The sequence below is a fragment of the Bradyrhizobium sp. 23 genome, assembly GCF_023073295.1.
Lineage (GTDB): Bacteria > Pseudomonadota > Alphaproteobacteria > Rhizobiales > Xanthobacteraceae > Bradyrhizobium > Bradyrhizobium canariense_D.
Genome location: NZ_JADPJF010000151.1, coordinates 593,580 through 611,305 on the forward strand (window position 1 = coordinate 593,580; position 17,726 = coordinate 611,305).

16 protein-coding genes and 1 riboswitch are annotated in these 17,726 nt (G+C 66.2%); of the genes, 7 read left to right on the forward strand and 9 right to left on the reverse strand.

The window, feature by feature from the left end:
- Positions 1-50 precede the first annotated feature (50 nt).
- The 3 genes from purH to IVB32_RS39920 all read right to left on the reverse strand — a co-directional run bounded on the left by purH (position 51) and on the right by IVB32_RS39920 (position 5,028).
- Complete coding sequence (gene purH / locus IVB32_RS39910; RefSeq protein WP_018459688.1) at positions 51-1,643, reverse strand: bifunctional phosphoribosylaminoimidazolecarboxamide formyltransferase/IMP cyclohydrolase; 1,593 nt, start codon at positions 1,641-1,643, stop codon at positions 51-53.
- A gap of 22 nt (positions 1,644-1,665) precedes the next feature.
- Positions 1,666-1,747: riboswitch (ZMP/ZTP riboswitch) on the reverse strand.
- Between the two features lie 59 nt (positions 1,748-1,806).
- Positions 1,807-3,525, reverse strand: coding sequence for a heparinase II/III family protein (locus IVB32_RS39915; RefSeq protein ID WP_026233860.1), 1,719 nt, complete (start codon positions 3,523-3,525; stop codon positions 1,807-1,809).
- A 156-nt stretch (positions 3,526-3,681) separates the two neighbouring features.
- Positions 3,682-5,028, reverse strand: a complete 1,347-nt coding sequence (locus tag IVB32_RS39920) for an RsmB/NOP family class I SAM-dependent RNA methyltransferase (protein WP_026233861.1) — start codon at positions 5,026-5,028, stop codon at positions 3,682-3,684.
- Positions 5,029-5,214: 186 nt separating this feature from the next.
- On the opposite strand from IVB32_RS39920, the gene IVB32_RS39925 reads away from it, so the two are divergent.
- Together IVB32_RS39925 and IVB32_RS39930 are read left to right on the forward strand one after the other, a co-directional pair.
- On the forward strand, positions 5,215-5,424 hold the full coding sequence (locus IVB32_RS39925; RefSeq protein ID WP_018459691.1) for a DUF1674 domain-containing protein: 210 nt from the start codon (positions 5,215-5,217) through the stop codon (positions 5,422-5,424).
- Between the two features lie 57 nt (positions 5,425-5,481).
- Positions 5,482-6,072, forward strand: a complete 591-nt coding sequence (locus IVB32_RS39930) for a thermonuclease family protein (protein WP_026233862.1) — start codon at positions 5,482-5,484, stop codon at positions 6,070-6,072.
- A gap of 54 nt (positions 6,073-6,126) precedes the next feature.
- Here the strand turns inward: IVB32_RS39930 and IVB32_RS39935 are convergent, their stop codons facing one another.
- Both IVB32_RS39935 and acs read right to left on the reverse strand, forming a co-directional pair.
- Positions 6,127-6,642 (reverse strand): L,D-transpeptidase, encoded by a 516-nt coding sequence (locus tag IVB32_RS39935; protein ID WP_018459693.1) that lies wholly within the window; start codon positions 6,640-6,642, stop codon positions 6,127-6,129.
- A gap of 443 nt (positions 6,643-7,085) precedes the next feature.
- The gene (acs, locus tag IVB32_RS39940; protein ID WP_247295805.1) at positions 7,086-9,032 is read right to left on the reverse strand and encodes an acetate--CoA ligase; all 1,947 of its coding nucleotides are present in this window, start codon (positions 9,030-9,032) and stop codon (positions 7,086-7,088) included.
- A 400-nt stretch (positions 9,033-9,432) separates the two neighbouring features.
- Between acs and IVB32_RS39945 the strand changes: the two genes are divergently transcribed.
- Positions 9,433-10,602, forward strand: coding sequence for a DNA topoisomerase IB (locus IVB32_RS39945; protein ID WP_018459695.1), 1,170 nt, complete (start codon positions 9,433-9,435; stop codon positions 10,600-10,602).
- Positions 10,603-10,613: 11 nt separating this feature from the next.
- Here IVB32_RS39945 and IVB32_RS39950 read toward each other — a convergent pair whose 3' ends face one another.
- On the reverse strand, positions 10,614-11,069 hold the full coding sequence (locus tag IVB32_RS39950) for an SRPBCC family protein (RefSeq protein WP_018459696.1): 456 nt from the start codon (positions 11,067-11,069) through the stop codon (positions 10,614-10,616).
- Between the two features lie 101 nt (positions 11,070-11,170).
- On the opposite strand from IVB32_RS39950, the gene IVB32_RS39955 reads away from it, so the two are divergent.
- Positions 11,171-12,265, forward strand: coding sequence for an adenylate/guanylate cyclase domain-containing protein (locus IVB32_RS39955; protein ID WP_018459697.1), 1,095 nt, complete (start codon positions 11,171-11,173; stop codon positions 12,263-12,265).
- An 81-nt stretch (positions 12,266-12,346) separates the two neighbouring features.
- On the opposite strand, the gene IVB32_RS39960 is transcribed toward IVB32_RS39955, so the two are convergent.
- The 3 genes from IVB32_RS39960 to tsaD are packed head-to-tail and all read right to left on the reverse strand — an operon-like array spanning position 12,347 to position 14,819.
- The gene (locus IVB32_RS39960) at positions 12,347-12,760 is read right to left on the reverse strand and encodes an EVE domain-containing protein (protein ID WP_026233864.1); all 414 of its coding nucleotides are present in this window, start codon (positions 12,758-12,760) and stop codon (positions 12,347-12,349) included.
- Between the two features lie 2 nt (positions 12,761-12,762).
- The gene (locus IVB32_RS39965; protein ID WP_018459699.1) at positions 12,763-13,743 is read right to left on the reverse strand and encodes an NAD(P)H-dependent glycerol-3-phosphate dehydrogenase; all 981 of its coding nucleotides are present in this window, start codon (positions 13,741-13,743) and stop codon (positions 12,763-12,765) included.
- A 2-nt stretch (positions 13,744-13,745) separates the two neighbouring features.
- Complete coding sequence (gene tsaD, locus IVB32_RS39970; RefSeq protein ID WP_018459700.1) at positions 13,746-14,819, reverse strand: tRNA (adenosine(37)-N6)-threonylcarbamoyltransferase complex transferase subunit TsaD; 1,074 nt, start codon at positions 14,817-14,819, stop codon at positions 13,746-13,748.
- Positions 14,820-14,982: 163 nt separating this feature from the next.
- Between tsaD and IVB32_RS39975 the strand changes: the two genes are divergently transcribed.
- The 3 genes from IVB32_RS39975 to IVB32_RS39985 all read left to right on the forward strand — a co-directional run.
- A complete protein-coding gene (locus tag IVB32_RS39975) occupies positions 14,983-15,729 on the forward strand; it encodes a uroporphyrinogen-III synthase (protein WP_018459701.1) in 747 nt (248 codons plus the stop codon).
- Between the two features lie 69 nt (positions 15,730-15,798).
- Positions 15,799-17,061 (forward strand): hypothetical protein, encoded by a 1,263-nt coding sequence (locus IVB32_RS39980; RefSeq protein WP_247370611.1) that lies wholly within the window; start codon positions 15,799-15,801, stop codon positions 17,059-17,061.
- A gap of 36 nt (positions 17,062-17,097) precedes the next feature.
- On the forward strand, positions 17,098-17,726 hold a 629-nt coding region (locus tag IVB32_RS39985; RefSeq protein ID WP_276576793.1), incomplete at its 3' end, for a heme biosynthesis HemY N-terminal domain-containing protein.

Below are 17,726 nucleotides of genomic sequence, written 5' to 3' on the forward strand. Positions count from 1 at the left end.
GTCCCGACCTTCGCCGGGACGACCCGTCGAGAGTTTAGTACACGACAGATCTAGTGCCTGAAGTGCCGCGTGCCGGTGAACACCATGGCGATGCCATGCTCGTCGGCGGCCTTGATCACTTCGTCGTCGCGCATGGAGCCGCCGGGCTGCACCACGGCGGTGGCGCCGGCCTCGATGCAGGCGAGCATGCCGTCGGCGAACGGGAAGAACGCATCCGACGCCACCACCGAGCCCTTGGTGAGCGGTTCGGCGAGCTTCAGCTCGGCGGCCGCATCCTGAGCCTTGCGTGCCGCGATCCGCGCTGAATCGACCCGGCTCATCTGGCCGGCGCCGATGCCGACGGTCGCGAGATCCTTGGCGTAGATGATGGTGTTGGACTTGACGTGTTTTGCGACACGGAAAGCAAACTTCAGGTCGCGCATCTCGGCATCAGTGGGCGCGCGCTTCGTGACAACCTTGAAGGTCATGTCGTCGACGACGGCGTTGTCGCGGCTCTGCACGAGGAGACCGCCCGCCACCGTCTTGGCGGTGAGGCCCGGCGCGCGCGGGTCGGGCAGGCTGCCGGCGAGCAGAAGCCGAAGGTTCTTGCGCGCGCCGATGATGGCGATCGCTTCCTCGCTAGCGTCAGGCGCGATGATCACCTCGGTGAAGATTTTCGTGATCTCGCGCGCGGTGTCAGCATCGAGTGCGCGGTTCATCGCGATGATGCCGCCGAACGCCGAGGTGGAATCGCAGGCCAGCGCCTTGCTGTAGGCGCCGACGAGGTCGGAGCCCTCCGCGACGCCGCAGGGATTGGCATGCTTGACGATGACGCAGGCTGCGGTGCGCTTGGCGTCGAACTCGCCGATGCATTCATAGGCCGCATCCGTGTCGTTGATGTTGTTGTAGGAGAGCTCCTTGCCCTGGAGCTGCCGCGCGGTCGAGACGCCCGGCCGCTTGTCGGGCGTCGCATAGAACGCCGCGGTCTGGTGCGGATTCTCGCCATAGCGCAGTGACTGGATCAGCCGGCCGCCGAAGGCACGGAAATCGGGCGCGTCGATCTCGAGCTGGCGATTGAACCAGTTCGAGATCGCGGCGTCATAGGCGGCAGTGCGCGCGTAAGCCTTGGCGGCAAGGCGCCGGCGCAACTTCAGCGTGGTTGCACCGCTGTTGGCGGCGAGCTCATCGAGCACGGCCTGATAGTCCTGCGCCTCGACCACGACGGCGACGTCGTCATGATTCTTCGCGGCGGCGCGGATCATCGCGGGGCCGCCGATGTCGATGTTCTCGATGCAATCCTCGAAGCCCGCGCCTTTGTCGACGGTCGCCTCGAACGGATAGAGATTGACGACGAGGAGATCGATCGGCGCGATCCCATGCGCCGTCATCGCATCCGCATGGTCCTTGTTGTCGCGGATCGCGAGCAGACCGCCGTGCACCTTCGGATGCAGCGTCTTCACGCGGCCATCCATCATCTCGGGGAAGCCGGTCAGCTCGGACACGTCCTTCACCTCGAGGCCGGCCGCGGCGATCGCCTTCGCGGTGCCGCCGGTCGAGATCAGCTCGACATCGTGCGCGGCAAGCGCCTTTGCGAAGTCGATCAGGCCGGTCTTGTCGGAAACGGAGAGAAGTGCGCGGGTGACGCGGCGGGGATGGTCAGTCATGAGCAAGATCCTCTGTCTGAAGGAGTAATGCCCAGGCGCGCGGCAGCTGTGTCCCGCGCTTCCCGATGGTGCTCCATCCAAGGTCGCCAGTCGCGCGAGCGAGGGCTCGATAGCAGTTTTCGGTCGCTATCACAACGACCAGATGGTGCCGAATCGCATGCGTCTACAGCGGAAGTTCCGGCTCCCGCCGTGCATTTCTGCGGGCATTCGTGACCGCCGGCGAGGCGGTGGAGCGCACAAAACTCCAGCGGATCGAGGGCGCCTGCCGCGCGTCCTGGCGGATCACGATCTGCGCGGTGCGGCGCGGGCCGTCATTGCCGGCCAGGGATACGCTGTCCTCCAGCTCCACCTTGTCGTCGAGCGCCTCGAAGGTCCAGACGTCGCGATTCGGGAGCACCAGCATGACGCCGCGGGCGTCGGACAGCCGGCTCGCCTTCACCGCCGGGTGCAGATGGAATCGCAGCGCGAAATCGGCATCCGGACCCTTGAAGCGCCCGCCTTGCGGCGGCGACAACGTGTCCTCGCCGTCGATGCGCGCGCCGTCATTGGCGATCATCAGTACGCGGCGGTGGATCGCGCCGAATTTTGTCAGGTAACCGTCATGCGACGTCGTGAGCAGGGTGCCGTTCTGCACGATTTCGCGATAGCTCTCAACCTCGACGGGGCCGCTGGTGACCGGAGCGCCGTGCAAGAGCCGCTTCATAGCCGACATCTCCACGAACTGGCATGACGAGGTGTCGTGATAGGTCAGCGTCGAATGCGCCGCCGTGCCGCGTGCGAACGGCCGCCAATTGTCGCGGCCCGTGGCCGGCATGCCGCAATTGGTGACGATGCGGCTGATGCCGGAGGAGAGTTCGAACGACAGGCAGCCGGCATGGGCGTCGTGGCTGACGCTGGCCGCCGGCGGCGGGCCCGTGTCGATGATCAAAGTGGTCTGGCCGGCATCGAGGCGCTGGAAACCGGTATGCGGCATGTTCGACATCGGCGCGCCGTGGGTGTCGTCATAGGCAAGCAGCGTCGCGAGCAGGTCCGACGGGGTCGCGCTCATGCCGTTGAACAGCGCGAAATTGCCGTCGCCGTGGCGGAAGAAGCGCAGCATCGGCATCATGCGGTCGATCGCGTTGAGCAGCGCGGGCGGCGGCGCGATGTTGCGCGCGGCAAAGGTCTGCCGCAGCGGCAACAGGTCGATCAAGAGCTCGATCAGCGCGCCCGGGTTGCGCGAGACATGGCCGCCGTCGGGCAGGATCTGCCGCTGCAATTCATCCGAGAGCTTTTTCGAGGTGCTGCGGATGTGACTTGCCTGGTTGGCAAGGCACAACGCCGCATAGCACAGCGCGATCAGCACCTGGAGCTTCGGCACTCCGTCGGGGATGTTGACCATGGTGTAGCGCAGCAAGCGGATTTCGCGCGCCAGCGCGCGCAGATACCGACGATAGAATTTGTTGTCGGTATCGTTCAGCACCAGCGGCGCCTGCGACAGCAGGGAGATCACGCGGCGCGCCAGCACGTCGGCGCGTCGCGCGACGGGACGGCGCTTGCTGGCGGGGTTGCCGATCCAGTCCTCGATCAGCGAGCGCGCATTTGCGCGCGTCAGCGCGGTGTCGGCGGCGCGCAAATGGCGCAGCCAGCCGAAGCCGAGCAGCGCAACTTCCCAATCTTCCGACGGCGGCTCGAGATCGAAGATCGAGCGGCCGTGGCAATTGACGATCTTGCCGGCGAAGACGAAGCGGCCGGCATAGATCTCGGCGGCGCGGGTCGCATCCGCGGTGCGTAGATCATGCGGCGCGATGATCAGCCGGTCGGCGCGGCCGGGCCAAACCCGCGACAGGGCGACGGAACCGCCGCTCGCGCGCGCGAGCATGTTCCGCGCGAAGCGGTTCATCACCAGCGTCGAGATACGTCTGCGTTGAGCGACCGACACGCCTTGCCTTGATGGGGGAGAGGATTCCGACGAATCCTTATTAATCCCAAAATCGGACGGCCGACACCACCTTGAACGACGCGAATCAGTGCCGTGTTTGCAAAATCCAGTGCAAAATCAGGATTTAACGAGCCGGGCCGCGAAAAATCCGTCGAGCCCGCCGAGCTTGGGATCGGCGTTCGGCAGATGGCTGGGCAGGGTGCGCAGATCGCCCTCGGCGGTAATGATCTCGCTGAGCCCCGACACCTCGGACGCATCGATCGGAACCCGGCGAAGACCGGGCTCCGCGGTCAGCAGCGCGGCGACCGCATGCTCGCCCTCTTCAGGTTCCAGCGAACAGGTGCAATAAACTAGCGTCCCACCGGGCTTGAGTAGCGAGACCGATTTTTGCAGCAGCCGCCGCTGGAGCGCGGTCATTGCGGCGATGTCGGATTCCTGCCGGAGCCAGGATACATCGGGGTGGCGGCGGATCGTCCCGGTCGATGTGCAAGGCGCATCAATGAGGATGCCGTCGAAGCCATCGGCAGGGCCGGCCCATTCCGCGGCGTCGGCGACGACGGTCTCGGCCTGCAGCGACAACCGCGTCAGATTCTCGCGCAGCCGTGCCACCCGGGCAGGCGAGCGGTCGATGGCGGTGACGTGCGCGCCGGCCTGCGCCAGTTGCGCGGTCTTGCCGCCGGGAGCGGCGCAGAGATCGGCGATGGATTTGCCCTTGATGTCGCCGAACAGCCGGGCTGGCAACGCAGCGGCGGCGTCCTGCACCCACCATTGTCCTTCGGCGAAGCCGGGAAGCATGGTCACCGCGCCGTGCAGCACCGTGCGCACCGATCCGGTCGGTAGCACTTCGCCATGGAGCCGGCTCGCCCATTGCGCGGCGTCCGACTTCACGGTCAGATCCAGCGACGGATCATGGCTGAGCGCGAGCGCCATGTCCCTTGCGACCGTCTCGCCATAATGCGCGCTCCAGCGCGCGACCATCCAGGGCGGCAGGTCCAGCGACTGCGCGGCAACCTCGTCCACCAGCGCCTTGCCCTCGCGGGCGCAGCGGCGCAGCACGGCGTTGACGAGGCCGGCATAGCGCGCGGCGCGCCGGTCGGATTGCACGAGGCGAACGGAGAGATCGACGGCCGCGTGATCGGGCACGTCCATCCAGAGGATCTGGGCGGCGCCGATCAACAGCGCGCTCTGCGCGCGCGGCGCGTCGGAGGGAATGCCCTTGTCGAGCAGGCGGGACAGCACATGGCCGAGCGTGCCGAGCCGGCGCAGCACGGTGGCGACCAGGCGGCGCATCAGCGCGCGGTCGCGGTCGGGGAGCGTCTTCAGTCCGGGATGGGCGCCGCTGCCGTCGAGCTGCTCGTCAAGTGTGCGGTGCTTGTGCAGCACGCCGTCGACGATGTCGGCGGCAATCCGCCGCGCCGCGAGACCGGGCACTTCGGATGGAGGAGCGAAACGTTGAGAAGGCATGCGGAAACAAGGTTCTGAGCAGCGGCAGTTCGCCGTAATGGGCGCATGCCTTGAGAAGGCGATCTCTGGCACGCGAATATGCCAAATGTAAGAATCGCTTCCGGGTTTTTCAGCCCTTTCGGAGCAATTTCAGGAATGCGTTATTGGGCGTCGCGCCGCGGGCCGTCCCGCGCTAGAAAGCCGCCTATGAGTGACCAGCCTCCCGTTCCCGACCGCAAGCAGCTTACGCCGGCCGCCCAGCGCGCGCTGGCCGAGGCCGAAGCGCGCCGTCAGGCTGCGGCAGCCCGAGCCAAGAACGACGGCGAGGCGGCGCCAAAGGAGTTGCAGGGCCCAAAAGGACCCGAACCGACCCGCTATGGCGATTGGGAGCGCAAGGGCATCGCTTCCGACTTCTGAAGCTTGTCTTTTGAGGCTCGCTTGCCGGACTGCCCGACTCAGCCCTAGCGTGCGCGGATGTCGCGTTTCGATCCAAGCCATCCATATCGGCCTTCATACAGCGGCTCGCCATTTGGTCGCCGGTTCTCAGGGCTGTTGCCGTGGATGTTCGTGGTTGGAATCGTGGTGGCCGTGGTGTTCACGTCCCGGCATGGGATGAACTGGCAGTTCCCTCACGTGACCGACGGTCAATCACGAGACGCCGAGATTGTGCTCCAGCAAGGCGGCCATCCCGATCGTCGCGAGCCGGTCGATGTCGTTCGCACCATTGACGGCGACACCTTTCTCGCACGCGTTCGTCAGCGCGACGGCCGCGATCTCATCGTGCGCGTTCGCCTGCGCGGCATCGACGCACCCGAGATGAAAGCATCCTGCCAGGAGGAACTGGACAAGGCCGAAGCCGCGGCCCGCGCATTGCGCGATCTGCTCGCACAGGGTGGCGTGACGATCACCAACCTCGGTGCCGACAAATATGGTCGCGTTCTCGCCGACGTCGCGACCAAACGCACGACCAATGTCTCGGCGGCGTTGCTCGCGGGCGGTTACGCGCGGAGCTACAATGGCGGCCATCGCGACGGCTGGTGCGCGCGGAGCTGGCGCTTCTGGTGACAAAAAGCCGCGTCGAACGACGCGGCTATTGCCGTGTCGTCCTGATGCCGGCGATCAGCGCGTCACGACCACCGTCGTGCCGACCGAGACGCGGCTGTAGAGATCGGTGATGTCGTCGTTGAGCATGCGGATGCAGCCATAGGAGACGAAGCCGCCGATCGAGCCCGGCACGTTGGTGCCGTGGATCGCGTATTCACCGCCGGACAGCGTCATCGCCGCGACGCCCATCGGATTGCGGGGCGAGCCGCCCGGGATGACGTCCGGGATGCTGGGCTTGTCGCGCTTCACCTCGGCGGGCGGCGCCCAGGCCGGATTGCGGTACTTGCCGTCGATGCGGGTGGTGCCGGCCCACTGCTTGCCGGACTTGCCGACGCCGACCGGGTAGCGCACGGCGTGGCCGCTATCGAGGACGAGATAGAGCCGACGCTCGTTGGTTTTGACCACGATGGTGCCCGGCGAATAGTCAGCCAGGTTCGTCCCCACCATTTCCGGCCGCGCCTGCGCCGCCGTCAACGTTAAGACCCCAGTCACGACGGTGGCGGCCAGCGCCACAGCAATCCTCATCGACATCGATTTTCCCCTTGCCCCGAACGGACCGTCCAAGATTACGCAAAACCGGCAATCGCCGGCTCGCCAAGTCCTTGTTAGGGGACATTCTTAACCGCGCCTGTTAACCGGATGGTTTCCACGCACGGCCGCCAAGGGCCAGCCAGCAGGGGGAACAAAGGAAATGTTCGAAACAAAGTAAATGACCTGAAAACAACACTTGGCGGGAAAGATGCCCGGGCGCCGGGGCGCGGCCTGACAAGTGCGTGAGGATGTGAACGGCCGTTGTTCGGGGGAGCGCTAACGCGGGGATGCGATCTCGTGTCCCGGACGCGGCGCAGCGCGAAGCGGTGCGACGCAGAGCCGGGATCTAGAAGGCCACAGAGTCTGCCGTTGCATCGGCCCCGACTCTGCAGCGCACCGCGAAGTGCGCGCTACGCTGCGTCCGGGGCACAGGACGATGTGGCTCAGACCGCCTTTTTGTTCTGACGGTTCTTGACGAGGTCGTCGACCACGCCGGGATCGGCCAGGGTCGAGGTGTCGCCCAGGCTGCCCGGTTCGTCCTCGGCGATCTTGCGTAGGATGCGGCGCATGATCTTGCCGGATCGGGTCTTGGGCAGGCCGGGCGAGAACTGGATCTGGTCGGGCGCAGCGATCGGGCCGATCTCCTTGCGCACCCAGGTGACGAGCTCCTTGCGTAGATCCTCGGTTGGCTCGATGCCGGCCATCAGGGTCACATATGCGTAAATGCCCTGACCCTTGATGTCGTGCGGGTAACCGACCACGGCGGCTTCCGAGACCTTCTCATGCGCCACCAGCGCGCTTTCGACTTCGGCGGTACCCATGCGGTGGCCGGAGACGTTGATGACGTCGTCGACGCGGCCGGTGATCCAGTAATAACCGTCCGCATCGCGCCGGCAGCCGTCGCCGGTGAAGTACTTGCCCTTGTAGGTCGAGAAATAAGTCTGCTCGAAGCGGGCGTGGTCGCCATAGACCGTGCGCATCTGGCCCGGCCATGACCGCGTCAGGCACAGATTGCCTGATGTCTCGCCGTCCAGCACGTTGCCGTCGGCGTCGACGATCTCAGGCACCACGCCGAAGAACGGCTGCGTCGCCGAGCCCGGCTTGAGCTTCGTGGCGCCGGGCAGCGGCGTGATCAAAATGCCGCCGGTCTCGGTCTGCCACCACGTATCGACGATCGGGCAGCGGTCGTCGCCGACGACGCGGTGATACCACTCCCAGGCTTCCGGATTGATCGGCTCGCCTACCGAGCCGAGCAGGCGCAGGCTGGCGCGCGAGGTCTTCTTCACGGGCGCGTCGCCGCTCCGCATCAGCGCGCGGATCGCGGTCGGCGCGGTGTAGAAGATGTTGACCTTGTGCTTGTCGATGACGTTCCAGAATCGCGAATTATCCGGGTAATTCGGCACGCCTTCGAACATCAGCGTGGTCGCGCCGTTGGCGAGCGGTCCGTAGAGAATGTAGCTGTGGCCGGTGACCCAGCCGACGTCGGCGGTGCACCAGTAGATGTCGCCGTCGTGATAGTCGAAGACGTATTGATGCGTCATCGCGGCGAACACGAGATAGCCGGCGGAGGTGTGCAGCACGCCCTTGGGTTGGCCGGTCGAGCCCGAGGTGTAGAGGATGAACAGCGGATCCTCGGCGTGCATGTGCTCGACCGGGCACTCGGTCGTCACCATCTTGGCGGCGTCGTGGTACCAGAGGTCGCGCGAGGGATTCATTTCGACCGCGCCGCCGGTGCGCTTGACCACGACGACCCAGTCGACGCCGTCTGCCTTGGCGAGCGCCGCGTCGACATTGGCCTTCAGCGGCACCTTCTTGCCGCCGCGCAGGCCCTCATCGGCGGTGATGATCACCTTGGACTGGCAGTCGTTGATGCGCTGGGCGAGGCTGTCGGGCGAGAAGCCGGCGAACACCACGGAGTGAATCGCGCCGATCCGCGCGCAGGCCAGCATCGCGTAGGCCGCCTCCGGAATCATCGGCAGGTAGATGGTGACGCGGTCGCCCTTCTTGACGTTCCGGGTGCGCAGGATGTTGGCCATCCGGCAGACCTCGTCGTGCAGCTCCTTGTAGGTGATGTGCCGGGATTGGGAGGGATCGTCGCCTTCCCAGATGATCGCGGTCTGGTTGGCGCGATTGTGGAGATGCCGGTCGATGCAATTATGGGCGACGTTGAGAACGCCGTCCTCGAACCATTTGATGGAGATGTTGCCGGGCGCGAAGGAGACGTTCTCGATCCTGGTCGGCGCGTGCATCCAGTCGATGCGCTTGGCCTGCTCCGCCCAGAAACCGTTCGGGTCCGAGATCGAGCGGGCGTACATGTCCTTGTACTTGGCCTGGTCGACCCAGGCGCGCTTCGCCCATTCTGCGGGGACGTCGTAGATCTTCTCGGACATGTTTCCCTCCACATACGGCGAGCCGAGCACGGACCACTGGCGAGCCGACTTGATCGTTGAACCGATTATGCGTCGGGCTAACCGGACCCGACAAGGTGCACAAGCTGGACCTTCGGCGAGCAGCCTGCCATGCGGAGGATCAAGCCGTTTCGTGCGACTGTCGCAGTTTTGAAACAGGGCGACGGGCGGCTTTGGGGTCTTCACCCAGATGCTCGGAATGGGCCCGCGCAGAGCGCCATGCATTCAGCAGAGGTATTTAGAAACCGCCTCTCACTGATTCGGGACTCGCAATGCGGTTCGGAACACCCTAAATGGCCAACCCGGGTCCAACGAGACCCCTTGGAACAAAAATCAGAACAGCGGCATTGACCGACAACAGACAGGGCTAAGGCATAAGACTATGATGGATCAGCAGAATCTCGGGACGATACGGCCCGCTTCAGCCGATCCTGCAGCCATCGCGCTGGCCAAAGCCCTCGGACAATGGCCGAAACCGGCCGGTTCCGGCCGTCCCAGCCCGAAGAAAGTGTTCGACGCGGCGCCGTCGACGACGGTCGAGGCCCTCGCCAAGGAACTGGGCCTGCGGCTCGGCGACCAGAACGAGCTGACCATCCGCCGCGTCAGGCGCGGCAAGGGCTATTCGTTCGTGCGGCCTAACGGCGTCCACATCCGCGATGCCCGCACCATTCGGCGGCTGCATTCGATGGCGGTGCCGCCGGCCTATCGCGAGGTGCGCTACTCGGCCGATCCGAGCACGCATCTCCAGGCAGTGGGACGCGATGCCGCGGGCCGGCTGCAATATCGCTATCACGCCGATTGGGAGAAGGTCCGCGAGCAACGCAAGGCGCATCGCCTGGAAAAGCTCGTCGGCGCGCTGCCCAAGATCCGGCGCAAGGTCTCGGCGTTCCTGTCGGGCGACGAGCCGACCCGCGAGTTCGCGCTCTCCGCCGTCATCGAATTGATCGCGCGCACCGCGATCCGCCCCGGCAACGAATCCTATGCCCGTCTCAACGGCACCCGCGGCGCCACCACGCTGCTGAAGTCCAACGTCTCGCTGGAAGACGACAGCTTCGTGCTGACCTTCAAGGCGAAGGGCGGCAAGGCGGTGCGCAAGGAGTGCGACGCGGCCAAGCTCGTGCGCGCCATCGGGATCTTGCAGGGCGTTCCCGGCAAGCGCATGTTCCAGTATCGCGATCCCTATGGCATCGTGCGCGCGGTCAGCACCACGCAGGTGAACGCGTTTCTGCGCGAGATCGCCGGCATCAAGATCTCGCTGAAGGATTTCCGCACGCTGATGGCCTCTGCCGTCGTCGTGGAATCGCTGTCGCGGATCACGCCGGCGACCAGCCAGCGCGGCCGCAAGAAGCAGGTGCTGGAGGCGATCCGCGGCGCTGCCGACCAGCTCTCCAACACGCCGGCGATCTGCCGCAAGAGCTATGTTCACGATACCATCGTCACCGCGTTCGAGGACGGCATCCTGGAACGCTTCGCCGCGACCATGAAGGGCCAGCGCTCGCAGGCCAGGCGCGAGCAGCTTTTGCAGCAGGTGGTGGCGACCGCGGCGGTCTGACCTCGGCGTCGTTACGCCTTGTTGGAAACGCCGTTGTCGGGACCGGGATCGCCGCCCGCGGCTGCCGCCGTGAGCCGTCCCAGATAGTGCGCCCATCCCGTCGCGTGGGCGGCCGCCTGTTCCTCGGTCGGCAGCCCGCTATGGGTCATGCGCAGCAATGTGCCGCCGTCGCGTTCGATCAGGTCGATCTCGATCAGGCTTGAGCCGGGCGGCACTTCCTGGCCGCCCTCCCATCCAAACGTGTAGGCGAGCCGATGCACCGGCACGACTTCGCGGAATGCGCCGCGGGCAACGCCGCCGCGGGGGCCGATGCCTTTGAGCAGATACAGCCCGCCGGGATGTGGCTCCGTGGTCGCGTCGGAACCCATCCAGCTCAAAATCTTCTCGGGGTCGGTCAGGTAGGCGAAAACGGTGGCGCGTGGGGCCGCGATCTGGGTCTCGCGTCGCACTATGAACGGTTCGGTCATCGACGATCACCCCTGGGCTGACACTGGGACATGGCGGCGCTCGAGCGGCCCGTCAAGGATTGCCCGTGACAAAGACCGCCTGCCTTCGTCATGATCGGGCCATGCACCTCTCGCCGACACTCGCCTGGCTTGTCGATGCCGCCGCCGATAGCGCCGGCGCCGACCGCCTGCTCGCGGACCTTGGCGCACATCTGGTCGCCGATGGCGTGCCGCTTGCGGCGGGCAGCCTGACGCTGGAGGTGCCACATCCGCTGATCGCGAAACGGACCTGGTTGTGGCGCGCGGAGAACGGCCGGGTGATCGAAGCGCTCGGCTTCGCACCAGGCGGCCTCGCGCCCGACCCGCCCAACGATGCCGGCCGCCGCTGGCTGCGCGACATCGCGGAGGGTGAAGTGCACGAAGATTTGGTCGGACGGCCCGACGGGCCGTTGCTCGGCTGGATCGGGCCGCGTCCGTTCACCGCGGACGAGACCGAGCAATTGCGCCAGGCCGCGCGCTTTGCCGCCACACCCCTTGCCGTACTTGCCGCGCGTGCAACGTTGCGCGCGACGCTGGATGCCTATCTCGGCAAGCGCAGTGCGGAGCGGGTGCTGGCGGCACCCCTGCGGCGCGACCTCGGCGAGACCATACAGGCCGCGCTGCTCTATGCCGATTTGCGCAACTTCACGCTCCTGTCGGAAACCAATCCGCCTGCCGAGGTCATCGCGGCGCTCGATGCCTGGTTCGATCGCATCGCCGGCGCGGTCCACGCCTTCGGCGGCGAGGTGCTGAAATTCATCGGCGACGGTGTGCTCGCGATCTTTCCGGTGGTCAGGCCGTCACCGCGCCAAGCGTCCGATGCAGCTCTGCGTGCCGCGCGCGCAGCCGAAGCCGGGATGGTGTATCTCAACGCGGAGCGCCGTGCTCAAGGTCTGCCGCCGCTCGCGTTCGGCGCGGCGCTGCATCTCGGCGAGATGCTATGGGGCAATATCGGTGCCGCCAATCGGCTGGATTTCACCGCAATCGGTCCCGCCGTCAATCTCGCCAGCCGGCTCGAAGGATTGTGCAAGCCGCTCGGCAGAACCGTGCTGGTGTCGGGCGCGCTCGCCGCGGAAACCGACATGCCTCTGATCGCGCTCGGATCGCATTCGCTGCGGGGCATCGCCGCGCCATGCGAGATATTTGCGCTGCCGGAGAAACAAGCTCCGATGTCGTAGCCCGGATGAGCGTAGCGACATGCGGGATCGCAGCAGTAGTCCCGGATATCGCTTCGCTCATCCGGGCTACAGCACCCAAGCCTACATCCCGCCCATCTTGCAGACGAGCTTCCATTCCTCGGCCGTCACCGGCTGCACCGAAAGGCGCGAATATTTCACCAGCGCCATGTCGGCGAGTTTCTTCTCGGCCTTGATCGCGGCCATCGTCACCGGAATCTTCAACGGCTTGTCGGCCTTGATGTCGACGCAGACGAATTTCTCGGTCTTGTCGGTCGGATCGGGGTAGGCTTCCTTGATAATCTCCGCGATGCCGACGATCTCCTTGCCCTCGTTGGAATGATAGAAGAACGCCTTGTCGCCCTTCTTCATGGCGACGAGGTTCTGGCGCGCGGTGTAATTGCGCACGCCGGTCCAGGCTTCGCCCTTGGCGCCTTTCGCCACCTGCTGGTCCCAGGACCACACCGATGGTTCGGATTTCACCAGCCAGTACGCCATGTTCATTCCTCCGCCTTGAAAGGTCGCGTCATGAGCCCCGAGATCGCGGCGTCGATCGTGCTTCTGCCGGTCAGGATCGATGCGACGGCTTCCGATACTGGCATTTCGATGTTTTGCGAAGCCGCGAGCTCGATCAGTACCGGCGCGGTGAATTCGCCTTCGGCAAGCTTGCCGGCGGGCGGCTGCTCGCTGCGGCCAAGCGACAGGCCGAGCGCAAAATTGCGCGATTGTGGGCTCGAGCAGGTCAGGATCAGATCGCCGAGGCCAGACAAGCCCGTGAGTGTTTCGCTGCGTGCGCCGAGCGCGCGGCCGAGGCGTGTCAGCTCGGCAAAGGCGCGGGTGGTAAGTGCGGCCTGGGCGGAAGCGCCGAGCTTGCGCCCGACCGCGATGCCGACCGCGATCGCCAGCACGTTCTTGGCGGCGCCGCCGATCTCGACGCCGCGGACATCGGTGGAGTGATAGGGCCGGAACGTCGGCGAGCCCAGCGCCTGCACCAGGTGGCTCGCCAAGGCGTCGTCCTTTGCGGCCAGCGTCACCGCCGTCGGCAGGCCACGCGCGACATCGTCGGCAAAGCTCGGGCCCGACAGGATCGCCGGCTGCGCGTGAGGCGCGGCCTCGGCGATCACGTCGGTCATGAATTTATGGGTGCCGTGCTCGATGCCCTTGGCGCAGGCAATGATCGGCACCGGCTTTTCCAGGTGCGAGGCGAGCATGTTGACAGCACCGCGCAGATGCTGCGCGGGCACTGCGATCAGCAGCATGTCCGCGCGTGCGGCGAGGGCCAGGTCGCTCGTGACGATGATCTCCGGCGCAAGCCGCACGCCCGGCAGCCGCGGATTGTCGCGGCTCGATGCGATTCGCGTCGCGTGCTCGGAATTGCGCGCACACAGCGTCACGTTCCGTCCGGCCCGCGCCGCCACCATCGCCAGCGCCGTGCCCCAGGCGCCCGCGCCGATCACCGCGACAGATCGGAACGCTGTCATTGCTAGAATCCCGCGCGTGTCTTGCCGTATCCGGCCGGTGCCGTCGCGTTCGCATCGAGCAGCCAGCGCGCGCGAGGCTGTGCTTCCATCGTGTCGGTCATGCCGAGCGCGAGACGTTCCGCGCCGGCCCAGGCGATCATTGCACCATTGTCGGTGCAGAGCGCCGGCGGCGGCATGATCAATTGTGTTCCGGCTTTCCTCGCAACGTCATGCAGCGCGCCGCGGATCGCCTGATTGGCGGCGACACCGCCGGCCGCCACCAGCGCACGCGGTGCACCGAACTGCTCGCGGAAGAGTTTCAGGCCGACGCTCAGCCGGTCGGCGGTGGAGTCGAGCACGGCGGCCTGGAAGCTCGCGCAGAGATCGTTGACGTCCTGCGGTGTGATCTCGGCCAACCGGCTTGCTTCGTTGCGCACCGCTGTCTTCAATCCCGAGAGTGAGAAGTTGGCGTCGGGGCGTCCCTGCAGCGGCCGCGGAAACGCAAATCGCGCGGCATCGCCGTTGGCTGCCGCGCGCTCGACCTGCGGGCCGCCCGGATAGGGCAGCCCCAGCATCTTCGCCACCTTGTCGAAGGCTTCGCCGATCGCATCGTCGACGGTGGTGCCGAGCCGCACATACTGTCCGACGCCGGTGACGGCAACGATCTGGGTATGGCCGCCCGAGGCGAGAAACAGGCAATAGGGAAATTCGAGTGCGTCGGTCAGGCGCGGTGTCAGCGCATGCGCTTCCAGATGGTTCACCGCGACCAGCGGCGTGTCGTGCACCATCGCGATCGCCTTCGCGGTGGTGAGCCCGACGATGACGCCGCCGATCAGTCCCGGGCCCGCGGCGGCCGCGACACCGTCGAGCTGGGCGAAGTCGATGCCGGCCTCAGTCATGGCGCGGTCGATGATGCCGTCGAGCAGGTCGACATGGGCGCGGGCCGCGATCTCCGGTACCACGCCGCCGAAACGGGCATGCTCCTCGACCTGCGACCACACGATATTGGACAGGATCTTGCCGCTGCCGTCAGGCGCACGCTCGATCACCGCCGCGGCGGTCTCGTCGCAGGTGGTTTCGATGCCCAGTACCAGCATTGGCGAATTGTTATCCAATTTGCGCCCTTCCCGCCCCCTTGCGCTCATCCGCAAAGCAGAGTTCTGGTACGTCCGGTAGCATTCCGGGGTCGGCCAACGCAATCGTCACGCGCTGCCGTTCCTCGTGAAAGCGCCACCGCCACGTGGTTCGGGAACACAAGCGATGTCCATTCTTGTCACACGGCCGCATCCCGACAATGAGGCGACGTCGGAAAATCTGCGTGCACGGGGTCATGTGGTGCTGCTCGCGCCGGTGCTCAAGTTCGAGCCGGTCGCCTTCCATGACGAGAGTGAAACGAGCTACAGCGCCGTCATTGTCACATCGGCCAATGCGATCCGTGGCGTCGCATCGCAATTACCGGACCTTGGTCTCCTGCAGCTGCCGCTGTTCGCGGTCGGCGAGCACACGGCTGCCGCCGGGCGCGATGCCGGTTTTGCCGAGGTGATCGTCGCCGGTGGCGATGCCGCTGCCCTGCGCGACAAGGTGATGCAGAGCGCGCGCGACAAGCGGCTGAAGAAAAAGAGCACGTTGCTCTATCTCGCGGGCGCGGATCTGTCGCGCGACCTCGGCGGGGAGCTGGGCGCCGAAGGCTTCATCGTCATCACGCAGACGACCTATCGCATGGCGCCAGTCAAGCTGTTGCCGCGCGATGTCTGTGAAGGCTTTGCCGCCCATGGCATCGAGGCGGTGCTGCACTACTCCCGGCGCAGCGCGCGGGCTTTCCTGGAGGCCGCGCGGGCGGAAGGTGTCGAAATCTCGGCTCTGGCGATCCCGCAGTGCTGCCTGTCCGAGCCGGTCGCCGGCGTACTGCGCGAGGCCGGTGCCTCGCAGGTTCTGGTTGCGGCGACGCCGGACGAAAATGCCTTATTTGACACCTTGGAGCGTGCTTTGCGCACCCGTTTGGCGTAAGAGGTCGGGCCGAATCCGACGCAATCGGGTCCGTTCGTTCAGGGCAGGTAAGTGTGAGGAACCGTCACGATGGCCGACGACAAGCCTGAAGACGCAGGATTGGCTCCCGAGTCCGGCCGCGCCAAGCGCATCCCGCCCACCATCGACCTCGAGGCGACGGAAGTCTCGACTCAGCCGCAGCAGGTGACGGGCGAGCCTGAGGCTGGGGCAGCGACCGAACAGGCCGCGCATGAGCAAGCCAAATCTGAAGAGGGCAAGTCTCAAGAGGAAAAGTCTCAAGAGGTAAGGTCCGAAGAAGCTATTGCCGCGCCGCAGCCCGAACCTGCCGAAGAAGAGTCTTCCGTTGCGTCCGCGTCGGTATCGCCGTCGATTTCACCCTGGGTTATCGCTGCGTTCTCCGGCGCCGTCGCAGCCGCAATCGTGATCGCGGTCGGCTGGATGCTGGGCTGGCCTGCCGTGCAGGCGCCGCCGGCTGCTCCGCAAGTGACGGGCGCAACCGTCGAGGCGCTGAGCGGGCGCGTGGCCGCGGTCGAAGCCAAGACGGGCAAGCCGGCCGCCGATCCGGCCATGGTGGCGCGGATCGATGCGCTGGAGAAATCCGCAACGAGCCTGCGCAGCGAGATCGCCAATCTGCGCGCACAATCCGACAAGACTGCCAGCGCCCTAAACGACGCGACATCGGCGCCGCGCGCTGCCGCGCCCGATCTTGCCGCTCTCAACGACCGCCTCGCTCAGCTCGAACGTGCCAGCAAGACCGAACGTGCGGAACTCGCACAGCAAAGCGAGAAGATCGCCGACGCGAAAACGATGGACGACAAGCCGCTGCGCCATGTGGTGGTGGCGGCCCTGCTCGACGTCGCCGTTCGCCATGGCGATGCCTACGAGTCGCAGCTCGCCGCCGCGCGGTCGCTGGCAGCAAAGCCGGAGATGCTGAAGCCGCTCGACACCTTTGCGTCGTCAGGCATTCCGACGCCGGTCGCCTTGAGTCGCGAGCTCCTCAACATCGTGCCAAAATTGTCGCCGCCGGCGGAAGCTCCGGCCAGCGGCACCGGAATCGTCGAGCGCCTTCAGGCGGGGGCGTCGAAACTCGTCCGCATCGAGCGTACCGACGGGGTCGGCAACGATCGCGGCGCGATCGTCGCGCGGGTGACGGCGGCTGCGTTGCGCAACGATTTCGTCGAGGCGCGGCGCGAGTTGAAAACGCTGCCCGAGGCCGATCGTGCACCGGCGCAAGCTTGGCTCGACAAGACCGATGCCCGTGACGCCGCGCTCGCCGCGTCACGCAAATTCGCCGACGCCGCCATGGCGGATCTCGTCAAGCCTGGTCAATAAAGGTTCGCGCAACAATCAGCGCGTATAGGGATCGTCATGCTTCGCATCGTCCTCTTCCTCGTTCTGATCGCACTGGCGGCGGCCGGCGCGGCCTGGGTTGCCGATCAGCCCGGCGACCTCGTCCTGACTGCGGGCGCTTTCCGCGCCACAACGACGCTTCCCCGCTTCGTGTTCTTGCTTGGTCTCTTTGCCGCGGCAGTCGTGCTGGTCTGGAGCCTGCTGACGATGGCCTGGCGCGCTCCGGGGCGTCTGCGCCGCCGTCGTCACGAAAAGCGCCATGCTCGCGGCCGCCACGCCATCACCCACGGCCTGCTTGCGATCGGCCATGGCGACACCGCGCTTGCCCGTCGCCACGCCGATACCGCGCGGCGGCTGGCTGCAAACGATCCGCTCGCGCTTCTCTTGCATGCGCAATCGGCGCAGCTCGAGGGCAATCGCGACGAGGCCCAGCGCGTCTTCCGTGCCATGGCCGAGCGCGAGGACACGCGCCTGCTCGGCCTGCGCGGCCTGTTCATCGAGGCGCAGCGCGCCGACGATGCGGTCGGCGCCGTGATGATCGCCGAGGAAGCGATCAAGCTGTCGCCGTCCTCGACCTGGGCCTCGCATGCGGTGCTCGGCTTCCGCTGCGCGCGCGGCGACTGGAGCGGCGCGCTCGCGATCCTCGA

Bases quoted from the DNA above. Each gene is read 5' to 3' on its own strand.
- purH (WP_018459688.1), bottom strand. From the start codon at position 1,643: ATGACTGACCATCCCCGCCGCGTCACCCGCGCACTTCTCTCCGTTTCC.
- IVB32_RS39915 (WP_026233860.1), bottom strand. From the start codon at position 3,525: ATGAACCGCTTCGCGCGGAACATGCTCGCGCGCGCGAGCGGCGGTTCC.
- IVB32_RS39920 (WP_026233861.1), bottom strand. From the start codon at position 5,028: ATGCCTTCTCAACGTTTCGCTCCTCCATCCGAAGTGCCCGGTCTCGCG.
- IVB32_RS39925 (WP_018459691.1), top strand. From the start codon at position 5,215: ATGAGTGACCAGCCTCCCGTTCCCGACCGCAAGCAGCTTACGCCGGCC.
- IVB32_RS39930 (WP_026233862.1), top strand. From the start codon at position 5,482: ATGTCGCGTTTCGATCCAAGCCATCCATATCGGCCTTCATACAGCGGC.
- IVB32_RS39935 (WP_018459693.1), bottom strand. From the start codon at position 6,642: ATGTCGATGAGGATTGCTGTGGCGCTGGCCGCCACCGTCGTGACTGGG.
- acs (WP_247295805.1), bottom strand. From the start codon at position 9,032: ATGTCCGAGAAGATCTACGACGTCCCCGCAGAATGGGCGAAGCGCGCC.
- IVB32_RS39945 (WP_018459695.1), top strand. From the start codon at position 9,433: ATGATGGATCAGCAGAATCTCGGGACGATACGGCCCGCTTCAGCCGAT.
- IVB32_RS39950 (WP_018459696.1), bottom strand. From the start codon at position 11,069: ATGACCGAACCGTTCATAGTGCGACGCGAGACCCAGATCGCGGCCCCA.
- IVB32_RS39955 (WP_018459697.1), top strand. From the start codon at position 11,171: ATGCACCTCTCGCCGACACTCGCCTGGCTTGTCGATGCCGCCGCCGAT.
- IVB32_RS39960 (WP_026233864.1), bottom strand. From the start codon at position 12,760: ATGGCGTACTGGCTGGTGAAATCCGAACCATCGGTGTGGTCCTGGGAC.
- IVB32_RS39965 (WP_018459699.1), bottom strand. From the start codon at position 13,743: ATGACAGCGTTCCGATCTGTCGCGGTGATCGGCGCGGGCGCCTGGGGC.
- tsaD (WP_018459700.1), bottom strand. From the start codon at position 14,819: ATGCTGGTACTGGGCATCGAAACCACCTGCGACGAGACCGCCGCGGCG.
- IVB32_RS39975 (WP_018459701.1), top strand. From the start codon at position 14,983: ATGTCCATTCTTGTCACACGGCCGCATCCCGACAATGAGGCGACGTCG.
- IVB32_RS39980 (WP_247370611.1), top strand. From the start codon at position 15,799: ATGGCCGACGACAAGCCTGAAGACGCAGGATTGGCTCCCGAGTCCGGC.